Below are 24624 nucleotides of genomic sequence, written 5' to 3'. Positions count from 1 at the left end.
CCGCGGATACGCCTCTCCGGTTTCACCGAGGACGACACTGGGAGACGCAATGTCTGTGGCAACGTCAACAACGGGTGAACAAGAAGGAATTACCGGTCACGGAATTCCTGAGAAAGCGTCCTTGAAGGCCGGAGACGTGCATCGCGCGCTTGAGCCGCACGTTCTTGTGGATGGCTACGGATTCGTTCTCGATTTGTCGGAGAGTTCGGGAACCTGGCTCGTCGACGGTGTCACCGGAAATCGCTATCTCGATCTCTTCTCCTTCTTTGCGTCCGCGCCGCTCGGTATGAACCCTTCCTGCATCGCGGACGACGAGACGTTCATGCGGGAGCTCGCCGCCGCCGCCGTGAACAAGCCCTCGAACCCGGATCTGTACACGATTCCGTACGCCGAGTTCGTCAGGACGTTCGCCCGGGTGCTCGGAGATCCGGCACTTCCGCACCTGTTCTTCGTGGACGGCGGGGCGCTGGCCGTCGAGAACGCGCTCAAGGCCGCCTTCGACTGGAAGGCACAGAAGCTGGGTCTCGACGACGACGCCGTCAACGGTCTCCAGGTGCTGCACCTGGAGCGTTCCTTCCACGGCCGCAGTGGCTACACCATGTCGTTGACGAACACCGAGGTGTCGAAGACCACCCGGTACCCCAAGTTCTCCTGGCCGCGCATTCCGTCGCCCGCGCTCCGGCATCCGCTCGCCGAGCACGCCCGGGAGAACGAGGAGGCCGAGCAGCAGGCGCTGAGGGCCGCCGAGGCGGCGTTCGTCGCAGCCGACGGGATGATCGCCTGCTTCATCGCCGAACCCATCCAGGGCGAGGGCGGCGACAACCACCTGAGCGCCGGCTTCCTTCAGTCGATGGAGCGGCTCTGTCGCCGGTACGACGCCCTCTTCGTACTCGACGAGGTCCAGAGCGGCTGCGGAATCACGGGCACCGCCTGGGCCTACCAGCAACTGGGCCTGACACCCGACCTGGTGGCCTTCGGCAAGAAGACACAGGTCTGCGGTGTGATGGGCGGCGGCCGGATCGACGAGGTCACTGACAACGTTTTCGCCGTCTCGTCCCGGATCAGCTCGACCTGGGGCGGCAACCTCGCCGACATGGTCCGTGCCACCCGGATACTCGAGACGATCGAGCGGACGCGTCTCTTCGAGACCGTGGGCCGGCTCGGCACCTACCTCGGCGACGGCCTCGAAGCCCTCGCCGTCAAGCACTCCGACGTCGTGACCAACGCCCGGGGCCGCGGTCTGATGCGCGCGGTCGACCTGCCCGACACCCGGTTCCGTGACGACGTCCTGCGCCGGATGTACCAGGAGCACCAGGTGATCGCCCTGCCGTGCGGCGACCGCAGCCTGCGGTTCCGCCCGCCGCTGACGATCACCGAGAGCGAGATTGACCAGGCCCTGGAGGCGCTGGCGCTCAGCGTCGTACCGCCCACCAGCTGACGCACCACGTGTAGTCCGACCTGCTGCCGCAACGACAAAAGACGGAGATCCCACCCATGACGTCAGCACGGTTCCCGACGACCGCCGCGGAGTGGTTTGCTCGCATCGATGGAGTATCGGGCGAGCGCTGCGATCTGGAGATGCTGCTCAAGGACGAGTGGCGCAACAAGATCGCGGTACGGGACGACGACCCCGGTATTCGCGCGACGGAATACCGGGAACTGTCCATCGGCGGACAGGACTACACGACGCTGAAGAACGCACTGGCCGGCCACGACGGTGTGTCGGTCGGTGCGTTCGCGCTCGTCACGCTCCACAGCGTGATGCGCGCGTACGGCCACGGAAACCGGACGGTCGCCGGATTCGTCGACGCCACCGCGACACGGAAGCTGCAACACTCCCGCATTCTTCCCGTCATAATCGACCACGTGGCCCAGTCGGGGCTCACCTGCCTCGACGCGGTGCGGGAAATCGACGAAGCGCTCCGCAGCGATGACTCGTATGCGACCCCGGACGAGTTGCTCCAGCGCGGACTCTTCGACGCGCTGCTCGTGCTCGCTGACCACGAGGTGCCCCTGGCCGAACTGCCGTCGTCCCCGCTCACCATGGTCGTCCGGGACACCGGCGGGTCTCTGAGCTGGACGATCGCGTACGCGGGCGAGCTGTTCGAGGACCGGACGATCGCCGGTGTGCTCGATGTCGTACGCGAGGTACTCGGCCAGTTCCTCAGCCGTCCCGCCCTGCTCGTCGCCGACATCGAGCTGGTGTCGCGGGAGCAGCGGGAGCAGATCCGCGCGTGGAACGCCACCGACGGCGACTTCCCCCAGGGCAAGCGGCTTAACCACCTCTTCGAGGACGCCGTCCTGCGGTCGCCGGACCGCGAGGCCGTCGTCTTCGGTGACACCAGGCTGACGTATCGCGAGGTCAACGAGCGCTCCAACCAGTTCGCGCACTGGCTGCTGGGACCCGGGGCCGGGGTCCGGCCGGAGGAACTGGTCGGGCTGTACCTCGACAAGAGCGACCTGGGCGTCGTCGCCACCCTGGGCATCTGGAAGTCCGGCGCCGCCTACGTACCCATCGACCCCGGCTACCCGGCGGAGCGCGTCAGGTTCGCCGTACGCGACACGGGGCTCTCCGGCATCGTCACCAACCAGCGGCACGCGGCACGGCTCCGGGAGATGCTCGGCTCCGAGCACGCCGAGGTGCGCATCATCGAGGTCGAAACCGTACTGGCCGAGCAGGCCGGGGCGGGGAGCGCAGTGCTCGACAACCCGCACCTTCCCCTCGGAAGCGGGGACCTCGCCTATCTGACGTACACCTCCGGCACGACGGGTGTGCCGAAGGGCGTGCCCAAGTACCACGACAGTGTCGTGAACAGCATCACGGACCTCTCCGAGCGCTACGACATGCGCCGGCCCGGCGAGGAGCGGGTCGCGCTCTTCGCGTCGTACGTCTTCGAACCGCATCTGCGCCAGACCCTGATCGCGCTCATCAACTCGCAGACGCTGGTGATCGTCCCGGAGCGGGTCAGGCTGGACCCGGACCGCTTCCCCGTGTTCCTGGAGAACAACGGGATCACCTATCTCAACGCCACGGGGTCGGTGATCCAGTACTTCGACCTGCGTCGATGTCCGAGTCTCAAGAAGATCCTGCTGGTCGGCGAGGAACTGACCGCGGCCGGGCTCCGCCGGCTCCGCGAGAACTTCTCCGGCCACATCATCAACGAGTACGCCTTCACCGAGGCCGCTTTCGTCACAGCCGTGAAGGAATTCGCGCCGGGTGTCACGGAGCGCAAGGACCGCAGCATCGGCCGCCCGGTCCGCAACGTCAAGTGGTACGTGCTGAGCCAGAACCTGAAGCAGCTGCCGATCGGCGCGATCGGAGAGCTGTACATCGGCGGACGCGGAGTGGCCCCGGGCTATCTCAACCGGGACGACCTGACGGCGGAGCGGTTCACGCCGAACCCGTTCCGGTCCGAGCAGGAGGTGGCGGGCGGCCAGAACGCCCGCATCTACAAGACCGGCGACCTGGCGCGGCTCCTGCCCTCGGGCGAGGTCGAGTTCATGGGGCGCAGCGACTTCCAGCTGAAGCTGAACGGCGTCCGTGTGGAGCCCGGCGAGATCGAGGCACAGGCGACCGAGTTCCCCGGTGTACGCAAGTGTGTCGTCGTGGCCCGTGAAGGGGCCGGCGGCCCCGGCGACCGCTGTCTGGCCGGGTACTACCTCACCGAACCCTCGGCTGAGGTGACCGAGGACGAGCTGCTGGCCTTCCTCGAACAGCGGCTGATCCGGATCATGGTCCCCGCCCGGATGGTCCGCCTCGACAGCATTCCGGTCAACGTCAACGGCAAGGTGGACTGGCGCGCCCTGCCCGAGGTGGACGCCGCCAGGCCCGGCACGGCACCGGCTTCCGCCGGCCGCCCGGCGGACCCGGCGGGCGGCGTCATCGACGAGCTCCGCGAGATCTGGAGCACCGTCCTCGGAGTGCCGGCGGCCCGGATCGGCGACCGCGACGACTTCTTCCGGCTCGGCGGCCAGAGCATCTCCTGCATCCTGCTCATCGCACGGGTGCGTCGGCAACTGGGCGTCTTCGTCGGTGTCGAGGACGTGTTCACCCTCAGGACGCTCGGCGAACTGGCCCAGCACCTGGACCGGCAGCTGGAGCAGGGGCCGCGACCGGAAGCACAGGGGGCCGTCGAGGAGGCCCTGAGCGAGGGCGAATCCCTGCGGCTCCGCGCCAACGGCCTCCAGCAGGGCCTGCTCTACCACGCACTGAAGAGCCGCAACGGCGACGACGCCTACGTCATGCAGTCGGTGCACCGCTACCGGTGCCGCATCCAGCCCGAGCAGATGAAGGAAGCGTGGCAGGACGCCCAGCGGAAGTACCCCGCGCTGCGGCTGCGCTTCGAGTGGGCCGAGGAACCGCTCCAGATCATCGAGCACGACGACAAGCCCTTCGACTGGCGCTTCGTCGACCTGAGCGAGATCGCGGACCCCGGCGAGCAGGACGCCCGCATCAGGGAACTCCAGGAACGGGACCGCATCGAGCCGTACGAACCGGCCGCCGGCCGACTGTTCCGTGTCTACCTGGTCAAGCAGCGCGAGGACCTGTTCTCGCTGATCTTCAGCTGCCACCACCTCATCATGGACGGCTGGAGCCTGCCCGTACTCCACGACGACGTGCACCGCACCTACCTCCGCCTGATCCGGGGCACGGGGGCCGAACCGGCCGTGGACCACGCGTACGTGGCGGCGCAGCGGCAATGGGAAGCGCACCGGGACGACCACGTCGACTACTGGGTCCAGCAGATCGAGCGCATCGACGAGCGCGGTGACTTCGGCGGACTGCTCAAGGAGGAGATCCGCTACCAGGTCGCACTCAGCGACTACGACCATATCCGTGAGCACCGGACCAAGAAGCTGGGACTCGGCGCCGACCTGACCGCCGAGCTCAAGGCACGGTGCGCGGCGAACTCCGTCACCCTGCACTCGGTGCTCCAGTTCGTCTGGCACAAGGTGCTGTACGCCATCGGCGGTGGGAACACCACGGTGGTCGGGACGATCGTCTCCGGGCGCAATCTGCACGTCGACGCCATCGAGGACTCGGTCGGCCTGTTCATCAACACGCTGCCGCTGATCGTCGACCACGACGACCAGGCGGACAAGACCGTCGGCGCCGCGATCAGCGACATCCAGGCCGCCGTGAACACCATGAACAGCAAGAGCACGGTGGAGCTGGGCCGCCTCCAGACCGGCGGAATGAAGCGCCGGCTCTTCGACACGCTGCTCGTGCTGGAGAACTACCCGCGGCTCCTGGAGGAGGCGGAGGAGCACGACGAACTCCTCCGCTTCGAGAAGGGGTACGACGCCGACAAGGTCGACTACCCGCTGGCCGTCGTGGCACGCGAGGAGGACGACGAGCTGACGGTCACCCTCTGGTACGCGGGCGAGCTGTTCGAGGACTCCACCATCGACACGCTGCTCGACGCCACGGACACCCTGTTCCAGCAGGTCGCGGCCGAAATCGCGCAGCCTGTCGAAAGCCTTGAACTGGTCTCACCGGGGATGATCGAGCGCTTCGACGAGTGGAACCGCACCGAGACCGCCTTCCCCGCCGGACAGACCCTCCACGGGGTCTTCGAGGAGATGGCGGCGGTCTGGCCCGACGAGGACGCGGTCGTCTACCGCGACCGCCGCCTGACCTACCGGGAGCTGGACGAGCGGGCGAACCGGCTGGCCCACCATCTGCGGTCGGTCGTCGAGCTCAAGCCGAACGACCTGGTCGGCCTGGTGGTCGACAAGAGCGAGTTGATGATCACGGCGATCCTCGCGGTGTGGAAGGCCGGGGCGGCGTACGTGCCGATCGACCCGAGCTACCCCGACGACCGGATCGCGTTCATGCTCCAGGACACCACGGCCCGCGCCGTGGTGACCAACGAGATCTACGGTGAGCGGCTGCGCACCGTGTCCGCCGGGGCCGGGCTCCAGGTCCTGGACATCGAGCAACTGCCACTGGACGACCAGCCGGCCCACAAGCCGGTCACCGCGGTCACCAGCACCGACCTGGCGTACGCGATCTACACCTCGGGCACCACCGGCAAGCCGAAGGCCGTACTGGTCGAGCACCGGGGTGTCGTCAACCTCCAGGTCTCCGTGGCCAAGCTGTTCGGCCTGGCGAAGGAGAAGGGGGACGAGGCACTCCTCTCGTTCTCCAACTACGTCTTCGACCACTTCGTCGAGCAGATGACCGACGCGCTGCTCAACGGGCAGAAGCTGGTCGTCCTCGACGACAGCATGCGCACGGACACCGAGCGGCTGTACGCGTACATCAACGACGAGCAGGTCACGTACCTCTCCGGCACGCCGTCGGTGCTCTCGCTGTACGACTACGCGACCACGACGTCCCTGACCCGCATCGACGCGATCGGTGAGGACTTCACCGAGCCGGTGTTCGACAAGATCCGCGGGACGTTCGGGAAGACCGTCATCAACGGCTACGGCCCGACCGAGATCTCGATCACGAGCCACAAGCGGCTGTACGCGCCGGGCGAGCGGCGCGCCACCAAGAGCATCGGGCACCCCGTGGCGAACACCGCGTGCTACGTGCTCAACAAGTCGATGCAGCGGGTACCGGTCGGCGGCATGGGTGAGCTCTACATCGGCGGCATCGGTGTCACCCGCGGATACCTCAACCGTGACGAACTGACGGCCGACCGGTTCGTGGACAACCCGTTCCGGACCCCGGAGGAGAAGGCCGCGGGCACCAACGCACGCGTCTACAAGACGGGTGACCTCGCACGGTGGCTGCCCAACGGAGAGCTGGAGTGCCTGGGCCGCACCGACCTCCAGGTAAAGATCCGCGGACAGCGCGTCGAGCTCGGCGAGGTCGAGGCCGCCCTGTCCTCGTACAAGGGAGTGACCCGGTCCCTGGTGATCGCCCGCGAGCACGGGGCGACGGCCTCCGCGGCTGCCCAGAAGTACCTCGTCGGCTTCTACGTCTGCGACCGCGAGCTCGACGAGCAGGACGTGAAGCAGTGGATGCGGGCCAAACTGCCCGAGGCCATCGTCCCCGCCCGCGTCCTGCGGATCACGGACATCCCCGTGACCCCCAGCGGGAAGCTGGACACCCACCGGCTCCCGGAGACGGACTTCGGACCGGGCGACAGCACCGAGTACGTCGCCCCGTCCAACGACATCGAGACCAAGCTCTGCGGTATCTGGTCCACGGTGCTCGGCGTCGCCCCCGACCGCATCGGAGTGCACGAGGACTTCTTCGCACTCGGCGGTGACAGCATCCGCGCCATGGCGCTCGCCCAGGCCATCACCACCAGCTTCGGCCGCGGCCTCGGTGTCGCCACCGTGCTCCAGCACACGACGCTCGGGGCGCAGGCGGCCCACATCCAGGAGATGGCCGCACAGGCCGACGACGAGCCCTTCGAACCGGCCGCCGGGCGCGCCGCCGAAGGGGCGGGCGAGCCCCTGGTGTCGCTCGCGCAGGAACGGCTGCTGTTCATCGACGAGTTCGAGGGCGGCACCGCCGCGTACAACATCCCGTTCGTTCTGCGGATCGCCACGGGCGGTGGCGTCTCGCGGGACACGATCGACCAGGCCCTGCGCACGCTGCTGCGCCGCCATCCCGCCCTGCGCACCCTGCTCAGGACGGACGGCGACGGTGTCAGGCGGCAGTTCACGCTGCCGGAGGACGAGGCGTCGGCCCTGTTCCACCCGGCCGTGCACACGGTGGGCAGCACCACGGAGCTCGACGAGCGACTGGTCGGGACCCAGGGTTACGTGTTCCGTCTGGACGAGGAACTGCCGCTCCGGGCCGACCTGTTCGAGCTCGCCACGGACCGCGACGGGGTGTATCTGAGCCTCGTCCTGCACCACAGCTGCTTCGACGGCTGGTCCTGGAACACCTTCCGCCGGGAGCTGACGGCCCTCCTCCGGGGCGTGCCCGGCACGGAACTCGGCACGATCCGCGGCACCTACGCGGACTTCGCCGTGTGGCAGCGCCAGTACCTGAGCGGCGGGCGGCTCTCGGAGCTGACCGCGTTCTGGACGGACGCGCTGGCCGGCTTCGAGACGACCAGGCTGCCGCTGGACAGGCCGCGCCCGCCCCGCTTCGACTACCGCGGCCGGGAGATCGAGTTCGCCCTCGACGAGCCGACCACCGAGGCGCTGAAGGCCCTGGCCCAGTCGGCGAGGGTGAGCCTGTACAGCGTGCTGCTCGGCGCCTGGGGCCTCATGCTCCACACGTACACCGGACAGCACGACTTCGTCGTGGGAACGCCCTCCGCCAACCGGGGGCGCCCGGAGTTCGACCGCACGATCGGCTTCTTCGCCAACCTCCTCGCCCTGCGCGTCCGGATCGACCCGGAGGCCACACTCACGGAATACGTCCACGCGGTCGGCGGGAACGTCGTCGCGGCGCAGGTGCACGGCGAGCTGCCGTTCGAGCAGCTGGTGAAGGAGCTCGACCCCGAGAAGGACCCGAGCCGCCACCCCGTCCTCCAGATCAACTTCACCCTCCAGAACGTCACGGACCGCGCCGACGGCACCCCGGCGGCGGCGGACGAGCCCCCGGCACCGGTCGCGTACACACCGGACGGCGGCGGCTGGACGGCCACCAAGTTCGACCTCTCGGCCACCCTCACCGAAACCGGGGGCGGCCTGGCCGGGAACCTGACCTATGCCGCCTCGCTCTTCGACGACGCGAGCGCCGCCGGCTTCATCACCACCTTCCAGCAGATCCTGACGGAGTTCGCCCGGCTGTCCTCCCTCGGGACCCGCGCCAGGCTGGCCGACGTCACCCGCCTCGACGAAACGGACCGGGCGGCCCTGCTGGCGGCTGACGGCAGCACCGCGCGGGCGCTCCCCGCACCACTCCCCGCGCGGGCACTCCACGCGGTGTTCGAGGAGATGGCGGCGGCCCGCCCCGACGAGGACGCGGTCGTGTGCGGCGATACGGCGCTGACCTACCGCCGGCTCAACGAGCGGGCGAACCGGCTGGCCCACTATCTGCGGTCGGTCGTCGAGCTGCGGCCGAACGATCTGGTCGGCCTGGTGCTCGACAAGAGCGAGCTGACGATCACGGCGATCCTCGCGGTGTGGAAGGCCGGGGCGGCGTACGTGCCGATCGACCCGGGCTATCCCGACGACCGGATCGCGTTCATGCTCCAGGACACCGGCGCCCGGCTGGTCGTGACCAACGAGGCCCACAGCGAGCGGCTGCGCGCCCTGCCTGCCGCGGCGGGTACGCAGGTGGTGGACATCGACCGGCTGCCGATGGGCTACCGGTCGGCCGAGAACCCGGTCACGCCGGTGACCGCCGAGGACGTCGCGTACGCGATCTACACCTCGGGGACCACCGGGAAGCCCAAGGCCGTACTCGTTCCGCACCGCGCGGTGGACAGCTTCCGTGAGCAGCTGAACGGGCGCTACTTCGGGACCCCCGAAGCGTCACCCGACGCAGCACGTCACGGCGTCCTGTTCCTCGCGAACTACGTCTTCGACTTCTCCGTCGAGCAGCTCGCGCTCTCGGTCCTGGCCGGTCACAAGCTCATCGTCCCGCCGCCCTCGCCCGCCCACGACGACGGCTTCTACGCGTACGCGAACCGTGCCGGACTGACGTATCTGAGCGGTACGCCGACCCAGATCCAGCAGTTCGACCTCGCGCGTCTGACGCGGTTGCGGTGCGTCCTGGTCGCGGGGGAGGCGTTCCACGAGAGCCACTTCGAGAAGATCCGGCGGGAGTACGCCGGGCCGATCGTCAACGCCTACGGGACCACGGAGACGGCGGTCTACAACACGAACCGGCGCTTCGAGCCGGGCGAGAGCTATCGCAACACCTTCGGCGGGCCGCTCGGAAACACCCGGCTGTACGTGCTCGGCGAGGCGATGGAGCTGCTGCCCGCCGGTGCGGTCGGGGAGCTGTACGTCGCGGGCGAATGCGTCACGCACGGGTACCTGAACAGGCCGGAGCTGACGCGGGAGCGCTTCCTGCCGAACCCGTTCCGCAGCGAGGCCGAGCGCGAGGACGGCCGATGTCCGGTCATCTACCGCACCGGTGACCTCGTCCGGCGCACCCGGGACGGCGAGATCCAGTACGTCGGACGCAACGACGCCCAGGTCAAGATCAACGGACTGCGCATCGAACTCGGTGAGGTGGAAGCGGTCCTGGCCACCTGTCCGGACGTCCGCGAGTGCGCCGTCGTCGTCACGGCCGACGAGCGCACCCCGGGCAGCAGGCGACTGGTCGGCTACTACGTGGCGGACGCCGACGCGAGCGTCGACGAGGACGGGATCTTCGCCACCCTGAGGGCCCAGCTCATGCCGGGCATGGTGCCGGCGCTGCTGGTGCGGCTCGACGGGCCGCTGCCGATGACCATCAACGGGAAGCTCGACACCAAGGCCCTGCCGCAGCCGGGCCTCTCCGTGAAACGGGCGGCCTACGCCCCTCCGCGCAACCGCACGGAGGCGCGGCTGTGCCAGCTGTGGTCCGCGCAGCTGCCCGTCGGCTCGGTGGGCATCGACGACGACTTCTTCCGTTCGGGCGGCGACAGCATCAGTGCCCTGCACCTGGCGAGCCAGGTGCAGCGGGAGTCCGGCCGCAAGGTCGGCGTCAAGGACATCTTCGACTTCCCGACCGTACGCCGACTTGTCGACAACGTACTGTCCCGCCCCGAAGCCGTGCGGGGCGCGGACGGGGACGAGGGGGAAGCGCCCGAGCAAGGCCGGCTGAGCGGCGACTGTCCGCTGCTGCCCATCCAGGAATGGTTCTTCGCGAAGCCACTGGCCGAACGCGACTGGTGGAACCACAACTTCGCCGTCAAGACCCCGCCGCTCGACGTGGCGAAACTCCGCGGGGCCATGACCCGGCTCGTCGGACACCACGACGCCTTCAGCCTGCGCTACACCGGAACCGGCGGAGCGGACGTCACCCAGACGTACGGCGGCAGCCCGGACACCGTCCTGCACGAGCTCGACGTGTCCCACCTGCGGGCCGAGGAGATCAGCAGCCGACTTGCCGAGTGGCAGAGCGGGTTCGACCTGGCGGACGGCCCGACCCACTGTGCGGCGTACCTCCACGGGTTCGAGGACGGCTCGGCGCGCGTCTGGTTCGCCCTGCACCACCTGATCGTCGACACCGTCAGCTGGCACATCCTCGCGCAGGACCTGGAGATCCTGTACCACGACGGTGAGCTGGAGGAGAAGACGAGCAGCTACCGGCAGTGGGCCCGGGCGCTGCGCGGCTACGTCCCCGGCGAGGACGAGCGACAGCTCTGGGCGGAGATCACCCGGGGCATGGCCTCGGCGCCCGACGGCGAGCTGACCGCGCCGTCGTGCGACGCGGAGACGCGCCGTGCGGAGTTCGCGCTCGACGCGTCGGACACCCGGACCCTGCTCACCGAGAGCCACTGGGCGTACGACACCACCATGAACGACCTGCTGCTGACCGCGACCGGTCTCGCGCTGCGGTCGGTCACGGGACTTGCGACGAACTACGTCACGGTCGAGGGCCACGGCCGCGAACGCTTCGAGGGAGCACCCGACGTCCGGGACACCGTCGGATGGTTCACGACGATGTACCCCCTGGCCGTCGAGGCGGACCCGCAGGACCTCGGCCGCAGCATCCTGGGCACGAAGGACGCCTTCCGGCGGGTGCCGCACCACGGCATCGGCTACGGAGCCCTCTTCGGCCGGTACGGCGGTGAGCGGGCGCCCCTCCCGGCGGTCAGCTTCAACTATCTGGGCCGGCTTTCCGACGACGGGGAGCAGGCGCAGGACCGGGCCGCGGGCTGGCAGCTCGACTCGGCGATGTGCGGCAGCCACATCGCCGAGCGGAACCGGGGAGCGGACCAGTTCGGCGTCGACGTGACGATGCGGTGCACCGGCGGCCGTCTCGTGACGGTGGTCGACAGCCGGCTGGACGAAGCCGCCACCCAACTCTTCGCGAGCGAACTGAAGTCGGCTCTCGAAGAGCTGGCCGCCCACACGGCGACCGTGGCACGCACCGGGACGGGCCGCGCGCGGACGGACCGGCCGACAGCACCCGAGGGCGCCTTCGACCCGTACATCCTCGTCAACGAGGAGAGCGCGGAACGCACCCTCTTCGTCTTCCCGCCCGGCGAGGGCGGGGCCGAGAGCTACCTGAGCAACATCGCCCAACGGCTGCCCGGATACCGGCTCGTGCTCTTCAACAACATCCATCTGCACGCGCCCATGGCCTCGTTCGAGGACCTGGCCCGCTACTACCAGGAGCACATCCGGGAACTCCAGCCGTCCGGCCCCTACAGCCTCCTCGGCTGGAGCTTCGGGGGAGTCCTCTCGCTGGAGGTGTCGCTGCAACTGACACGCGCCGGCGAAAAGATCGACAACCTGCTCCTCATCGACCCGTACTTCAATGTGCGGCAGGCATCGGCCGATATCGGGCTCCCCGAGGTCGAGGACATCCTCGACCCGATCAACTACCACTACGCGCCGAGCCGGGAGGATCTGACCCGGCTGGGCCAACGCACCGGAAAACTGCTGATGTTCAAGGCGGACGAGCTCAACGAAATAGTCCGCGACGACGAACAGCGCCGGCTGTTCGAGTACTACCAGCGGTCGCCGTACAACAGCCTGGACACTCTGCTGCCCGCCGAGTCGATCGAGATCCATCCGCTCCGCGGAGAGACCCACCATTCGTGGGTACGCAACGACCGCCTGGTCGCCGGCATGTGTGAACGCATCTCGCAATGCCTTCTCTAGAGTCCACAGAGTCCACGGAGGGTTTCATGCCAGTTCTGATGCCGTCAGCCGAAGTTCCGACCATCGACATTTCGCCGCTGTTCGGCGACGACGCGGACGCCAAGAAGCACGTCGCCCAGCAGATCAACAAGGCGTGCCGGGGGTCCGGATTCTTCTACGCGTCCCACCACGGAGTGGACGTACAGCTGCTCCAGGACGTGGTCAACGAGTTCCACCGGACCATGACCGACCAGGAGAAGCACGACCTGGCGATCAACGCGTACAACAAGGACAACCCGCACGTACGCAACGGCTACTACAAGGCGATCAAGGGCAAGAAGGCGGTCGAGTCCTTCTGCTACCTGAACCCGCTGTTCGGCGAGGACCACCCGATGATCAGGTCGGGGACCCCGATGCACGAGGTGAACCTCTGGCCGGACGAGGACCGGCACCCGAGGTTCCGCCCCTTCGGCGAGAAGTACTTCGCCGAGATGCTCCAGCTCTCCACGGTGATCATGCGGGGGCTCGCGCTCGCTCTCGGAAAGCCCGAGAACTTCTTCGACGCGGGGCTCGCGAAGGAGGACACGCTGTCCTCCGTGTCGATGATCCGCTACCCCTGTCTGGAGGACTACCCGCCGGTGAAGACCGGTCCGGACGGCATGAAGCTGAGCTTCGAGGACCATCTGGACGTCTCGATGATCACCGTGCTCTACCAGACCCAGGTGCAGAACCTCCAGGTCGAGACGGTCGACGGCTGGCAGGACCTGCCGACGTCCCAGGACAACTTCCTGGTGAACTGCGGTACGTACATGGGGCACATCACCAACGACTACTTCCCGGCCCCGAACCATCGCGTGAAGTTCGTCAACGCGGAACGGCTGTCCCTGCCCTTCTTCCTCAACGCGGGGCACAACAGCGTGATCGAACCCTTCTGGCCCGAGGGCGCGCAGGACAGGAAGACGAACCCGGCCATCTCGTACGGTGAGTACCTCCAGCAGGGTCTGCGGTCGCTGATCGTCAAGAACGGCCAGACCTGAGGGTGATCTCCCGAGAGCTCCCGCGACGGCCCGCCGGATTCACCGGCGGGCCGTCGCGCCGTCCGGGACAGGGCCGAACATGAGGGTGTTTGACCACATCGGTACCCCAGGCAAGGATGGTCCCGATCATGACTCCATCGTGTGCGCCCTGCGTGCGCGGGCCCGGAGGTTTGGACCATGCAGCAATCCCGTGCCCGGCGCGCCGTTATCGGTGCGCTCACCGCCCTCGCACTCGCCCCGCTGACGGCCTGCGGCCAGGGCGGCACGCCGCCATCGGCCCCGCCCCGCTCCCCGTCCACCGCGACGAGCGAACCGGGCGGACCGAGCGAACCGGGCGGACCGAGCGAGGCCGCGAAGCCGTTGGCCGGCGAATCCCTGGAAATGAAGCGGGAGTTCAGGGCCCTTGAGAAGAAGTTCGACGCCCGGCTCGGCGTCTACGCCATCGACACCGGCACCGGACGCGAGGTGTCCTACAACGACAACGAGCGGTTCGCCTACGCCTCCACCTTCAAGGCCCTGGCCGCAGGCGCGGTCCTGCGCGAGTTCTCCCTGAGCGGCATGGACCGGGTCATCACGTACTCCAGGAAGGACCTGGTCCCCCGCTCCGAGGTCACGGCGAAACACGTGGAGACCGGGATGAGCCTGGGCGCACTGTGCGACGCGGCCATACGGTACGGCGACAACACCGCGGCCAACCTGCTCCTCGACCAACTCGGCGGCCCCGAGGGCCTGGACGCCGCGCTGGAGGAGATCGGCGACGACGTCACCCGGATGAACCGCCGCGAGACCCAGCTCAACGAGTGGTCCCCGGGCGCCACCCAGGACACGAGCACCCCACGTGCCCTGGCCGAGGACTTGCGCTCCTTCGCCCTCGACGACACCCTCGGCAAGCCCGAACGCACCCAGCTCGCGAAGTGGCTCCGCTCCAGCACGACAGGCGCCGCCCTCATCAAGGCCGGAATGCCCAAGGACTGGGTGGTCGGCAACCGGGCCGGAGCCGGCAGCACCTACGGCGTCCGGAACGACATCGCCGTGGTCTGGCCCCCCGACACCGCGCCCATCGTGGTGGCGATCATGTCGAACAGCAGAAAGCCGGACACCGGCTACGACGACAGACTGATCGCACAGGCGGCATCCGTGGTCGCGGACACCCTGTCCTGACCACGGCCACGCAAAAAAGTCCCTGACCGGCATTTCTGCTGGTCAGGGACTTGATCCGGAAGTGCCCCCGGCAGGATCGGAGCCTCGGTTTCGGCGGGCCGTCGGGAGGTCAGGCATCTGGACTCAGCACGGACGGATCAGCACAGGCAGGGATTCGTACCCCAGCCCAGGCTGGATACGTCCCTGTCCCGCAGCGCACCGGAATATGCCTGCACTTCGTCCACATCGCCGTGGAGGTACTCGCCCCAGCCGTCACCGGCTTTGGCCCGGCCGATCTGGAGGTCACCGGTGCTGTGCCAGCCGTTGGGGAGGCTCGCGGTCGCTTCAGCGTTGGTGTAGCCGTCGAGGTAGAGCTTGATCGTGTCGGTCCCGTCGTCGTAGATCACGGCGAGACGATGACCCTGGCCCTCGCCGCCGTCCGCGCCCGCGATCCGGGACACCACCTTCTCGGGAGATCCGACCTCGTCCTTCTCCGGCATCACGAGTTGCCAGGTGTGCGTGGACGGCTCGTAGCGCACCTTGAACGCGTCGGTGTGCTCGCCGGCCTGCGAGAGCACGGTCATCGGGTGGGCCGGCGCGGAGTCCGCGAGGCGCACGACGACGCCGAGGGTGAAGCTGTCGCCGGTGTCCACGACCGGCCCGTCGGCAGCGGCGTACCCGGTCTCGCCGTCCAGGCGCAGATGCCCGTCGCCGACGAGCGGCGGCGGCACGTAGGTGCAGTCGGGGTCGATCTCCGGGATGCAGGAGTTGTCGGAGCCCCGGTAGATCGAGGCTCCCGTGCCGAGCCGCAGCGGCGCGCCGTCCGACTGCTCGGGGCTCGCGCCGTCCGTCGCGTCGTCCATCGACCAGTGACCGAGCAGCTTCGGCTTGCGCAGTGCCAGTTCGGATACCTCGCCCGGTACCACGACCCGCTCGTGGACCCGTACGTCGCCGATGTCACCGTGCCACCGGTCGCGGTAGCCGGTAGTCCCACGGGCTCGTCCGATCTGGAACGCGCCGGCCGCCTCCGCTGGAGTCGCCTTCGCCGCGGTGCCGACCTCCTGGCCGTTGACGTACAACTGTGCGCGACCTGTCTCCGCGTCGTACAGCCCCAGCAGATGGGCCCACTCGCCCGTCTCGGGCGTACCACCGGACACCCGTGCGCCCCCGATCGCGAACGACCAGACAGGGCCGGGGTCCTGGCTGCGCAGCCCGAGGCCGAAGCCGGGCTTCCCGTCCGCGTCCTGGCTGGCGACGGTCATGGTCCGGCCGGTTTCGGCGGGCCGCGCCCAGGCGCTGACGGCGAAGGACGTGCGGATGTCGGTGGCCGGGGCGTCCGTGGTGAGGAAGCCGTGGCCGCTGCCGTCGAGGCCGACTGTGGCGGTGGTTCCGGTGCCCGCGGGCGCCGGGCCGCCGAAGGTCACGCCAGTGCCGGCACGGGCGACGGTGCCCGTCTCGGCAGAGGCCGTGCGGGAGCCCGCCGGGTCGTCCAGCTTCCAGCGGGCGACAGGGGCACGCCCGTTCTGCACGTTGAAGTCGTACGACGAACTACCGCTGCCTCGGCCCGCCCGGTCGAGCGCGCGGACCGTCAGCTGCTTGGGACCTGCAGTGAGCGGCAGGTACGGAACGGTCACAGCTGCGCCCGGCCGCTCGGCGGAGACGGTCCCGTACGGGCCGCCCAGGAAGCCGTACGTGTACGCCACCACGTCGTCCGAGGGCGAGTCCATGGTGAAGTGGCCGTAGACGCCCACCCCGTCCACCCAGAACACGTCCTCCGGATTCGGGTATTCGGGGGAGCTGATCGTCGCCTTCTCAGGATTCACGTCGTCGTACACGAAGGAACAGACCGAGACGTCGCCCTCGTCGCTCCATGCGGAGGTCGCCTCGCCGTCGTTCGCGCGGACGTGCCAGGACACGACCGTGTTCGCCGGGATGTCGCCCGGCATCGTCCAGTAGAAGCGCGCCCCCGACGACAAGGTGATGGTGGTGTAGGTACGACGCTGCTCAACTCCTGCTGCGTCCGTCCACCAGGCTTCGAACTCGCCCTTGACCGGGCTGGATTCGGAGGGCTGGTTGTCCTCCTCCGGGTCGTACAGCATGGCACTGAGCCTGGGTGACTCCGGGACGTATGGCGTGTCGTCGCCGGTGGCGCAGGCTTTGCCCTCCGACTGGAGGTCCTGGATCAGCGGCTGCTTCGGCGGCAGGTTGTCCACCGCATACGCCGTGCCGGCAGACGTGGCCAGCAGCGCCGCCGCGCAGCTCCCCACCACCATCCGTCTGTATCTGACCGTCCTTCCGAACCTGGTCAATGTCCCTCCCCTGTAAGTGTTTGAGCTCGCGGATCACACGAGCCGCATGAAGCTAACAGAGATGTCTGACAACGCAGACGAGGATTTCTCCCCTTCGCTCAGGCACTGGTAGCGGGTAGCAGCTCCGGTAGAACGATGAGTCGGCCGGCCGTTGGATGACCAGAGGGTGGTGGGGGGCTCGGTGACCTGTTCCAGCTCGGCACGGCCGAGGACGGTCGGCTCTTTGCCAACGAGCGTGGGGGAGTCCTCGGCTCCACCAGCTACTGGCGGGTGCGGCAGGAGGCCAGGCCGTTCGCACCACGATCGAGAAGTCCATGGGGTGGGGTGAGGGGACCGGCCAGTGAGCGCTCGGCGGTCATGAAAACCCACTCGCCACTCACTCGCGATCAGTGGCGGACAACGACAAAGAGCCGGACCCAGTGAGACTGGGTCCGGCTCTTGAAGTCTGGCACTTCGCCTGTTCAGCGGCTTGATCGCGCTGGTCCGGCGGAAGTGCCCCCGGCAGGATTCGAACCTGCGCACCCGGCTCCGGAGGCCGATGCTCTATCCCCTGAGCTACGGGGGCGTGTCGCTATGTTGTGCGGCGACGAGTGAAACCCTACCAGCTTCCGCAGGCTGTCCGTGAACAGGTATTCACGGGTCCCCGTGACGTATGCCCCGCGGGCGGAAGTGGGCAAAACCCGGACGCAGCCACTCCGGCCGACCTACTCTCGGAGGGTGTCTGGCGCGTCCGGCCGCGTGCTTGTTGTCGACGACAGCAAGGTCATCCGGCAGTTGATCAGGGTCAATCTCGAGCTGGAGGGCTTCGAGGTCGTGACCGCGGCGGATGGTGCCGAGTGTCTGGATCTGGTGCACCGGGTCTGTCCGGATGTGATCACACTCGATGTGGTGATGCCCCGGCTCGACGGAGTCCAGACCGCCGCCCGGCTGCGTGCCGACCCCCGGACGAGTCATCTGCCCGTCGCGATCGTCAGCGCCTGCACGCCGTACGAGGTGGACGCGGGGGTGGCCGCAGGGGTGGATGCCTATCTGGCCAAGCCGTTCGAGCCCAGTGAGCTGGTGCGGATGGTCCATCGTCTGCTGCACCGGGAGGACCCGCCGTCGATCGACGGCAGACACGGTGCCGGACGGGCGGGGAGCCCGGCCGGCTGACCGCATGGCGAAACCGGGTCGCGAAGTGCCCCCCCTCCTCCCATACGCTTGTCCCGTGACCCCGGCAGATCTCTCCCGAACCGTGCTGCACGCCGTGCGGCGCGCGGTCGACGAGGATGCCTTGCGCGCGCCCGTACCCACGCGCGTGCGAGTGGAGAGGACCAGGCCCGGTGGCAGCGGCGACTACGCCTGCGCCGTGGCCCTCCAGCTGGCCGGTCCCGCCGCACTTCCGCCGCGGGAAGTGGCGCAGATCCTCCGCGACCGGGTCGCCGGTACGCCCGGGATCGGGCGGGTCGAGATCACCGGGCCCGGTTTTCTGAACTTCACGCTCGACGCGTCGGCCGACGCCGCCGCGCGCGCCGCCCTCGTCCATGAGGTACGGGAGCAGGGGCTCCGCTACGGGCGGGTCACCGCGCACACCGGACAGCTCCACCGGCTGCACCACCGGCGCGAGGTCCGGGCCGCGGTGGTCTCCCAGACTCTGTCACGCGTCCTGCGCACGCAGGGCGGCCAGGTGCGTACCGGCTGCACCGAGGCGCCCGACCCCGACTGGGAGCAGCTGCGGATCTCCGTCGGACCGCACGACGGGGCCGCCGGGAGCGTCGAGCTCCGGCCCGTTCCCGCCGGAGCCACGGCCGGTGAACTGCTCGGCCGCCTCGGCCGCGACGCCGCCCTGTGGGGACTGCTCCGCCCCGCCGGCCACGACCGCGCCCCGCTCGGCGACGACCTCCTTCTCCAGGGGGAGGCAAATCAGCTCTTCCTGGTCCGCTACGCCCACGCCCGCGCCCGCGCGCTCTCCCGCGCCGCCGCTCGGCTCGGGTTCACCGGCGCGTACGAGGAGGACGTCGAGGCGCCCGCGCTCCACGCCGTACTCGCCGACCACCCCCACGTCCTCGCCGCGGCGGCCCGCCACCACGCACCCGACCGGATCGCCCGGCACCTCGAAACGGTGGCGCACGCCTTCTTCGACTTCCACGACGCCTGTTCGCCGCTCCCCGTCGGCGACGAGAAACCCTCGGCCGCCCACCGTTCACGGCTGGCCCTTGCCGAAGCCGCCGGGACGGTGCTGGCAGGCGGCCTGTACCTGCTCGGCATCAGCGCGCCCGAACACCTCTGAGACCCGAAAGAGCAGAACACCACGATGAGCCGATCCGCCCACCCCGCCGGACCCCGTCACGCCGATGTCCTCCACGAAGGGCACTACGCGGCGCCGCCCGCCGACCTGAACGTCCTGGACGAGAAGGTCTGGTCCCGTACCGTCACCCGTGACGCGGACGGCGCGCTCACCGTCGGCGGTATCGAAGTCGCCCGGCTCGCCGAGGAGTTCGGCACCCCGGCCTACTTCCTCGACGAGAGCGACTTCCGGGCCAGGTGCCGGGCCTGGTCCGACGCCTTCGGACGCGACGCCGATGTGTTCTACGCGGGCAAGGCGTTCCTGTCGCGTGCCGTCGTGCGCTGGCTCCAGGAAGAGGGACTGAATCTCGACGTCTGCTCCGGCGGCGAGCTGACCACCGCGCTGGACGCCGGAATGCCGCCCGAGCGCATCGCCTTCCACGGTAACAACAAGAGCATGGCCGAGATCGAGCGCGCGATCGGACTCGGCGTCGGACGGATCGTGCTCGACTCCTTCCAGGAGATCGTCCGGGTCGCCGATGTCGCCCAGCGCCTCGGCAAGCGCCAGCGCGTCCAGATCCGCGTCACCGTCGGCGTCGAGGCGCACACCCACGAGTTCATCGCCACCGCCCACGAGGACCAGAAGTTCGGCATCGCGCTGGCCGGGGGACAGGCCGCGGAGGCCGTCCGCAGGGCGCTCACCCTCGACGGTCTCGAGCTCATCGGTATCCACTCGCACATCGGCTCGCAGATCTTCGACATGGCCGGCTTCGAGGTCTCCGCGCGCCGTGTGGTGCAGCTGCTCGCCGAGGTGCGCGACGAGCACGGCGTGGAGCTCCCCGAGATCGACCTGGGCGGCGGGCTCGGCATCGCCTACACCTCCGAGGACGACCCGCGCGAGCCGCACGAGATCGCCAAGGCGCTCAGCGACATCGTCACCCGCGAGTGCGAGTCGGCCGGCCTCGCCACCCCGCGTATCTCCGTCGAGCCGGGCCGTGCCATCGTCGGACCCACCGCGTTCACGCTGTACGAGGTCGGCACCATCAAGCCCCTCGAAGGACTCCGTACGTACGTGAGCGTCGACGGCGGCATGTCGGACAACATCCGCACCGCGCTGTACGACGCCGAATACAGCGTCGCGCTCGTCTCCCGGAGTTCCGACGCCGAGCCGATGCTTGTGCGTGTCGTCGGCAAGCACTGCGAGAGTGGCGACATCGTGGTCAAGGACGCGTTCCTGCCGGCCGACCTCGCCCCCGGCGACCTGATCGCGGTGCCCGCCACCGGTGCGTACTGCCGCTCCATGGCGAGCAACTACAACCATGCCCTGCGCCCGCCGGTCGTCGCCGTGCGGGACGGACAGGCGCGCGTGATCGTCCGACGGGAGACAGAGGAAGATCTTCTGTCACTCGATGTCGGCTGATGAAATAGTTATCTCAGGATCCGGACGGGTGGCAGAAACTCCCGTCCGGTGAGTGAGACTGGTCCACACATTAGATGTATGAGAAACGAGGTCGGATGATGCGTACGCGTCCGCTGAAGGTGGCGCTGCTGGGCTGTGGAGTGGTCGGCTCAGAGGTGGCGCGCATCATGACGACGCACGCCGACGACCTCGCCGCGCGCATCGGCGCGCCGGTGGAACTCGCCGGTGTCGCCGTCCGTCGACCCTCCAAGGTGCGGGAGGGGATTGACCCCGCACTGGTCACCACTGACGCGACCGCCCTGGTCAAACGGGGTGACATCGATGTGGTCATCGAGGTCATCGGGGGCATCGAGCCGGCCAGGACGCTGATCACGACCGCCTTCGAGCACGGCGCCAGCGTCGTCTCCGCCAACAAGGCGCTGCTCGCCGAGGACGGCGCCGCACTCCACGCCGCCGCGGAGAGCCAGGGCCGGGATCTCTACTACGAGGCGGCCGTGGCCGGCGCCATTCCGCTCGTACGTCCGCTCCGCGAATCCCTCGCGGGCGACAAGGTCAACCGGGTCCTGGGCATCGTCAACGGCACCACCAACTTCATCCTCGACAAGATGGACACGAGCGGAGCCGGATATTCCGAGGCGCTCGACGAGGCCACCGCCCTCGGGTATGCCGAGGCCGACCCGACCGCCGACGTCGAGGGCTTCGACGCCGCGGCGAAGGCCGCCATCCTCGCCGGCATCGCCTTCCACACCCGGGTGAAGATCGGTGAGGTGCACCGCGAGGGCATCACCGAGGTGACCGCGGCGGACATCGCTTCCGCCCGTCGCATGGGCTGCACCGTCAAGCTCCTCGCCATCTGCGAGCGCGCCGCCGACGGCAAGTCCGTCACCGCCCGCGTGCACCCCGCGATGATCCCGCTCAGCCACCCGCTGGCCTCCGTGCGCGAGGCGTACAACGCGGTCTTCGTCGAGGCCGAAGCGGCCGGTCAGCTGATGTTCTACGGCCCCGGCGCCGGTGGCTCGCCGACCGCCTCCGCGGTCCTCGGCGACCTGGTCGCGGTCTGCCGCAACAAGCTCAGCGAGACCACCGGCCCGGGTGAGTCCGCGTACACGCGTCTGCCGGTCAGCCCCATGGGCGAGGTCGTCACGCGGTACCACATCAGTCTCGACGTGGCCGACAAGCCTGGCGTACTCGCCCAGGTCGCGACGGTCTTCGCCGAACAGGGCGTATCCATCGATACGGTCCGCCAGCAGAGCCGACATGACGGAGACGGCGAGGCTTCTCTCGTCGTCGTCACCCACCGCGCGCCCGACGCCGCCCTTTCGGCGACCGTCGAGGCGCTGCGCAAGCTGGACACCGTGCGCGGTGTCGCCAGCATCATGCGTGTTGAAGGGGAGTAAGGACCCATGACCACCAAGGGCACCCACCAGTGGCGCGGCATCATCGAGGAGTACCGGGACCGCCTTCCGGTCACGAGCACGACGCCGGTCGTCTCGCTTCGTGAGGGCGGCACGCCGCTCGTCCCCGCTCAGGTCCTCTCCGAGCGCACGGGCTGCGAGGTGCACCTCAAGGTGGAGGGCGCCAACCCCACCGGGTCGTTCAAGGACCGCGGCATGACGATGGCGATCACCCGCGCCAAGGAGGAGGGCGCGAAGGCAGTCATCTGCGCCTCCACCGGCAACACCTCGGCCTCCGCCGCCGCCTACGCGGTGCGGGCCGGCATGGTCTGTGCCGTCCTCGTGCCGCAGGGCAAGATCGCCCTCGGCAAGATGGGCCAGGCGCTGGTCCACGGTGCCAAGATCCTCCAGGTCGACGGCAACTTCGACGACTGCCTCACCCTGGCCCGCCAGCTCTCGGACAACTACCCGGTGGCGCTGGTCAATTCGGTCAATCCGGTCCGTATCGAGGGCCAGAAGACCGCCGCGTTCGAGATCGTCGACGCGCTCGGCAACGCTCCGGACATCCACGTCCTGCCCGTCGGCAACGCGGGCAACATCACCGCGTACTGGAAGGGTTACACCGAATACGCGGCGGACGGCATGGCCGCCCGCACCCCGCGCATGTGGGGCTTCCAGGCGTCCGGTTCCGCGCCCATCGTGCGCGGCGAGATCGTCAAGGACCCGTCGACCATCGCCACCGCGATCCGGATCGGCAACCCGGCGTCCTGGCAGTACGCGCTGGCCGCACGGGACGAGTCGGGCGGCTTCATCGATGAGGTGACGGACCGCCAGATCCTGTCCGCGTACCGCCTGTTGGCCTCCCAGGAGGGCGTCTTCGTCGAGCCCGCATCGGCCGCTTCGGTCGCCGGTCTGCTCAAGGCGGCCGAAGAGGGCAAGGTCGACCCCGGCCAGACGATCGTCTGCACGGTCACCGGCAACGGCCTCAAGGACCCCGACTGGGCCGTCGCGGGCGCCCCGCAGCCGGTCACGGTCCCGGTCGACGCGGTCACCGCGGCCGAGAAGCTGGGCCTCGTCTAAGGCCTGTCCGGCCATGATCCGCCGGACAGGCTCTAGCCTGTCCGGCGGAGCGGGGAACGGCGGCACGAACCAGCTCAACCGCCCCTTTTCGGGGCGGAGAGCGCATAGGAGGCGTGCGACACGCATCGTGCGCCTCCTGTGCGCCCTATGTCGCGACAGAACCTTCCTTCGATAAGCTGTACCCACACGCTCCGCCGTAGTCGACGCGGTGCAGTTGCCGTCGTGGCCGTCGGGTCCGCCACCGGATATCCGCCGCACCCGCACCACGACCCCCACAGCCGCCCCGCTCGACGCCCCCGCACGCCGATCCACCGCATTACATCCCCGCCGCCTTACAAGGAGAGTCGTCCAGCCGATGGCCGGTCCCGCGTTCCGAGCTGCCGCCGTCCGGGTGCGCGTCCCCGCAACCAGCGCCAACCTGGGCCCGGGCTTCGACGCCCTGGGCCTGTCACTGGGGCTGTACGACGATGTCGTGGTCCGGGTCGCCGACTCGGGGCTGCACATCGACATCGCGGGTGAGGGCGCCGAAACGCTGCCCCGTGACGAGAGCCACCTCCTCGTACGCTCCCTGCGCACCGCCTTCGACCTGCTCGGCGGACAGCCCCGCGGCCTCGAGATCGTCTGCGCCAACCGCATTCCGCACGGCCGCGGCCTCGGTTCCTCCTCCGCCGCCATCTGCGCCGGCATCGTCGCCGCCCGCGCCGTGACGACGGGCGGCGACGCACGCCTCGACGATGCGGCCCTGCTGGAGCTGGCGACCGAGATCGAGGGCCACCCCGACAACGTCGCCGCCTGTCTGCTCGGCGGCTTCACCCTCGCCTGGATGGACGGAGGAGCCGCCAGGGCGATCAGGATGGACCCCGCCGATTCCGTCGTTCCGGTGGTTTTCGTGCCGGGCAGGCCCGTTCTCACCGAGACCGCCCGCGGTCTGCTCCCGCGCACCGTCCCGCATGTGGACGCCGCGGTCAACGCCGGTCGTGCCGGTCTCCTCGTCGAGGCCCTGACCAGGCGTCCCGAGCTGCTGCTCGCCGCTACCGAGGACCGGATCCACCAGGAATACCGGGCGCCCGCGATGCCGGAGAGCGTGGAACTGGTCAACCGTCTGCGGGCCGACGGCGTCCCTGCTGTCATCTCCGGTGCGGGCCCCACGGTCCTCGCGCTGACGGATGAGGGTTCGGCCGACAAGATCGCCCGACTGGCGGGCGAGGGCTGGGCCGCGAACCGGCTCGCGCTCGATGCCACGGGCGCGAGCGTGCTGCCGCTCGCCCCGTAGTCACATGTGATTACCGGTGAGTGAGAGGGGGAATGTTTGT

Annotated in this window: 11 protein-coding genes and 1 tRNA gene; 10 read left to right on the top strand and 2 right to left on the bottom strand. The window is 69.0% G+C overall.

Annotated features, from left to right (window positions below; translation table 11 throughout):
• Positions 1 to 49 precede the first annotated feature (49 nt).
• From lat to bla, 4 genes are all read left to right on the top strand, one after another.
• Positions 50 to 1438 carry an L-lysine 6-transaminase gene (lat, locus tag ACFT7S_RS05365; RefSeq protein ID WP_382727248.1) on the top strand — a complete coding sequence of 463 codons (1389 nt, stop codon included), beginning with the start codon at positions 50 to 52 and terminating at the stop codon, positions 1436 to 1438.
• A gap of 56 nt (positions 1439 to 1494) precedes the next feature.
• Positions 1495 to 12687, top strand: a complete 11193-nt coding sequence (locus ACFT7S_RS05360; RefSeq protein ID WP_382727245.1) for an amino acid adenylation domain-containing protein — start codon at positions 1495 to 1497, stop codon at positions 12685 to 12687.
• Positions 12688 to 12713: 26 nt separating this feature from the next.
• A complete protein-coding gene (locus ACFT7S_RS05355; RefSeq protein ID WP_382727242.1) occupies positions 12714 to 13703 on the top strand; it encodes a 2OG-Fe(II) oxygenase family protein in 990 nt (329 codons plus the stop codon).
• Positions 13704 to 13880: 177 nt separating this feature from the next.
• Positions 13881 to 14864: a class A beta-lactamase gene (gene bla, locus ACFT7S_RS05350; protein WP_382727240.1), complete on the top strand. Its 984-nt coding sequence runs from the start codon at positions 13881 to 13883 to the stop codon at positions 14862 to 14864.
• 137 nt (positions 14865 to 15001) lie between these two features.
• Here the strand turns inward: bla and ACFT7S_RS05345 are convergent, their stop codons facing one another.
• Both ACFT7S_RS05345 and ACFT7S_RS05340 read right to left on the bottom strand, forming a co-directional pair.
• On the bottom strand, positions 15002 to 17116 hold the full coding sequence (locus ACFT7S_RS05345; RefSeq protein WP_382727237.1) for a LamG-like jellyroll fold domain-containing protein: 2115 nt from the start codon (positions 17114 to 17116) through the stop codon (positions 15002 to 15004).
• Positions 17117 to 17645: 529 nt separating this feature from the next.
• Positions 17646 to 17717: transfer RNA gene (locus ACFT7S_RS05340), tRNA-Arg, on the bottom strand.
• 152 nt (positions 17718 to 17869) lie between these two features.
• Between ACFT7S_RS05340 and ACFT7S_RS05335 the strand changes: the two genes are divergently transcribed.
• From ACFT7S_RS05335 to thrB, 6 genes are all read left to right on the top strand, one after another.
• Entirely contained in the window at positions 17870 to 18304 is a 435-nt protein-coding gene (locus ACFT7S_RS05335) for a response regulator (RefSeq protein WP_382727235.1), read from the top strand.
• 55 nt (positions 18305 to 18359) lie between these two features.
• Entirely contained in the window at positions 18360 to 19421 is a 1062-nt protein-coding gene (gene nrtL, locus ACFT7S_RS05330) for an ArgS-related anticodon-binding protein NrtL (RefSeq protein ID WP_382727232.1), read from the top strand.
• 24 nt (positions 19422 to 19445) lie between these two features.
• Positions 19446 to 20837 carry a diaminopimelate decarboxylase gene (lysA, locus tag ACFT7S_RS05325; protein ID WP_382727229.1) on the top strand — a complete coding sequence of 464 codons (1392 nt, stop codon included), beginning with the start codon at positions 19446 to 19448 and terminating at the stop codon, positions 20835 to 20837.
• Positions 20838 to 20932: 95 nt separating this feature from the next.
• Positions 20933 to 22234 (top strand): homoserine dehydrogenase, encoded by a 1302-nt coding sequence (locus ACFT7S_RS05320; RefSeq protein WP_382727227.1) that lies wholly within the window; start codon positions 20933 to 20935, stop codon positions 22232 to 22234.
• A 6-nt stretch (positions 22235 to 22240) separates the two neighbouring features.
• Positions 22241 to 23311 (top strand): threonine synthase, encoded by a 1071-nt coding sequence (gene thrC / locus ACFT7S_RS05315; RefSeq protein WP_382727224.1) that lies wholly within the window; start codon positions 22241 to 22243, stop codon positions 23309 to 23311.
• Between the two features lie 355 nt (positions 23312 to 23666).
• On the top strand, positions 23667 to 24584 hold the full coding sequence (gene thrB / locus ACFT7S_RS05310; RefSeq protein ID WP_382727221.1) for a homoserine kinase: 918 nt from the start codon (positions 23667 to 23669) through the stop codon (positions 24582 to 24584).
• Positions 24585 to 24624 lie beyond the last annotated feature (40 nt).

Source organism: Streptomyces sp. NPDC057136 (genome assembly GCF_042670885.1).
Taxonomy (GTDB): domain Bacteria; phylum Actinomycetota; class Actinomycetes; order Streptomycetales; family Streptomycetaceae; genus Streptomyces.
Note: the sequence above shows the minus strand (reverse complement) of the source record. Positions and strands in the feature narration are given on the sequence as shown.

Bases quoted from the DNA above. Each gene is read 5' to 3' on its own strand.
- lat (WP_382727248.1), top strand. From the start codon at position 50: ATGTCTGTGGCAACGTCAACAACGGGTGAACAAGAAGGAATTACCGGT.
- ACFT7S_RS05360 (WP_382727245.1), top strand. From the start codon at position 1,495: ATGACGTCAGCACGGTTCCCGACGACCGCCGCGGAGTGGTTTGCTCGC.
- ACFT7S_RS05355 (WP_382727242.1), top strand. From the start codon at position 12,714: ATGCCAGTTCTGATGCCGTCAGCCGAAGTTCCGACCATCGACATTTCG.
- bla (WP_382727240.1), top strand. From the start codon at position 13,881: ATGCAGCAATCCCGTGCCCGGCGCGCCGTTATCGGTGCGCTCACCGCC.
- ACFT7S_RS05345 (WP_382727237.1), bottom strand. From the start codon at position 17,116: ATGGTGGTGGGGAGCTGCGCGGCGGCGCTGCTGGCCACGTCTGCCGGC.
- lysA (WP_382727229.1), top strand. From the start codon at position 19,446: ATGAGCCGATCCGCCCACCCCGCCGGACCCCGTCACGCCGATGTCCTC.
- ACFT7S_RS05320 (WP_382727227.1), top strand. From the start codon at position 20,933: ATGATGCGTACGCGTCCGCTGAAGGTGGCGCTGCTGGGCTGTGGAGTG.
- thrC (WP_382727224.1), top strand. From the start codon at position 22,241: ATGACCACCAAGGGCACCCACCAGTGGCGCGGCATCATCGAGGAGTAC.
- thrB (WP_382727221.1), top strand. From the start codon at position 23,667: ATGGCCGGTCCCGCGTTCCGAGCTGCCGCCGTCCGGGTGCGCGTCCCC.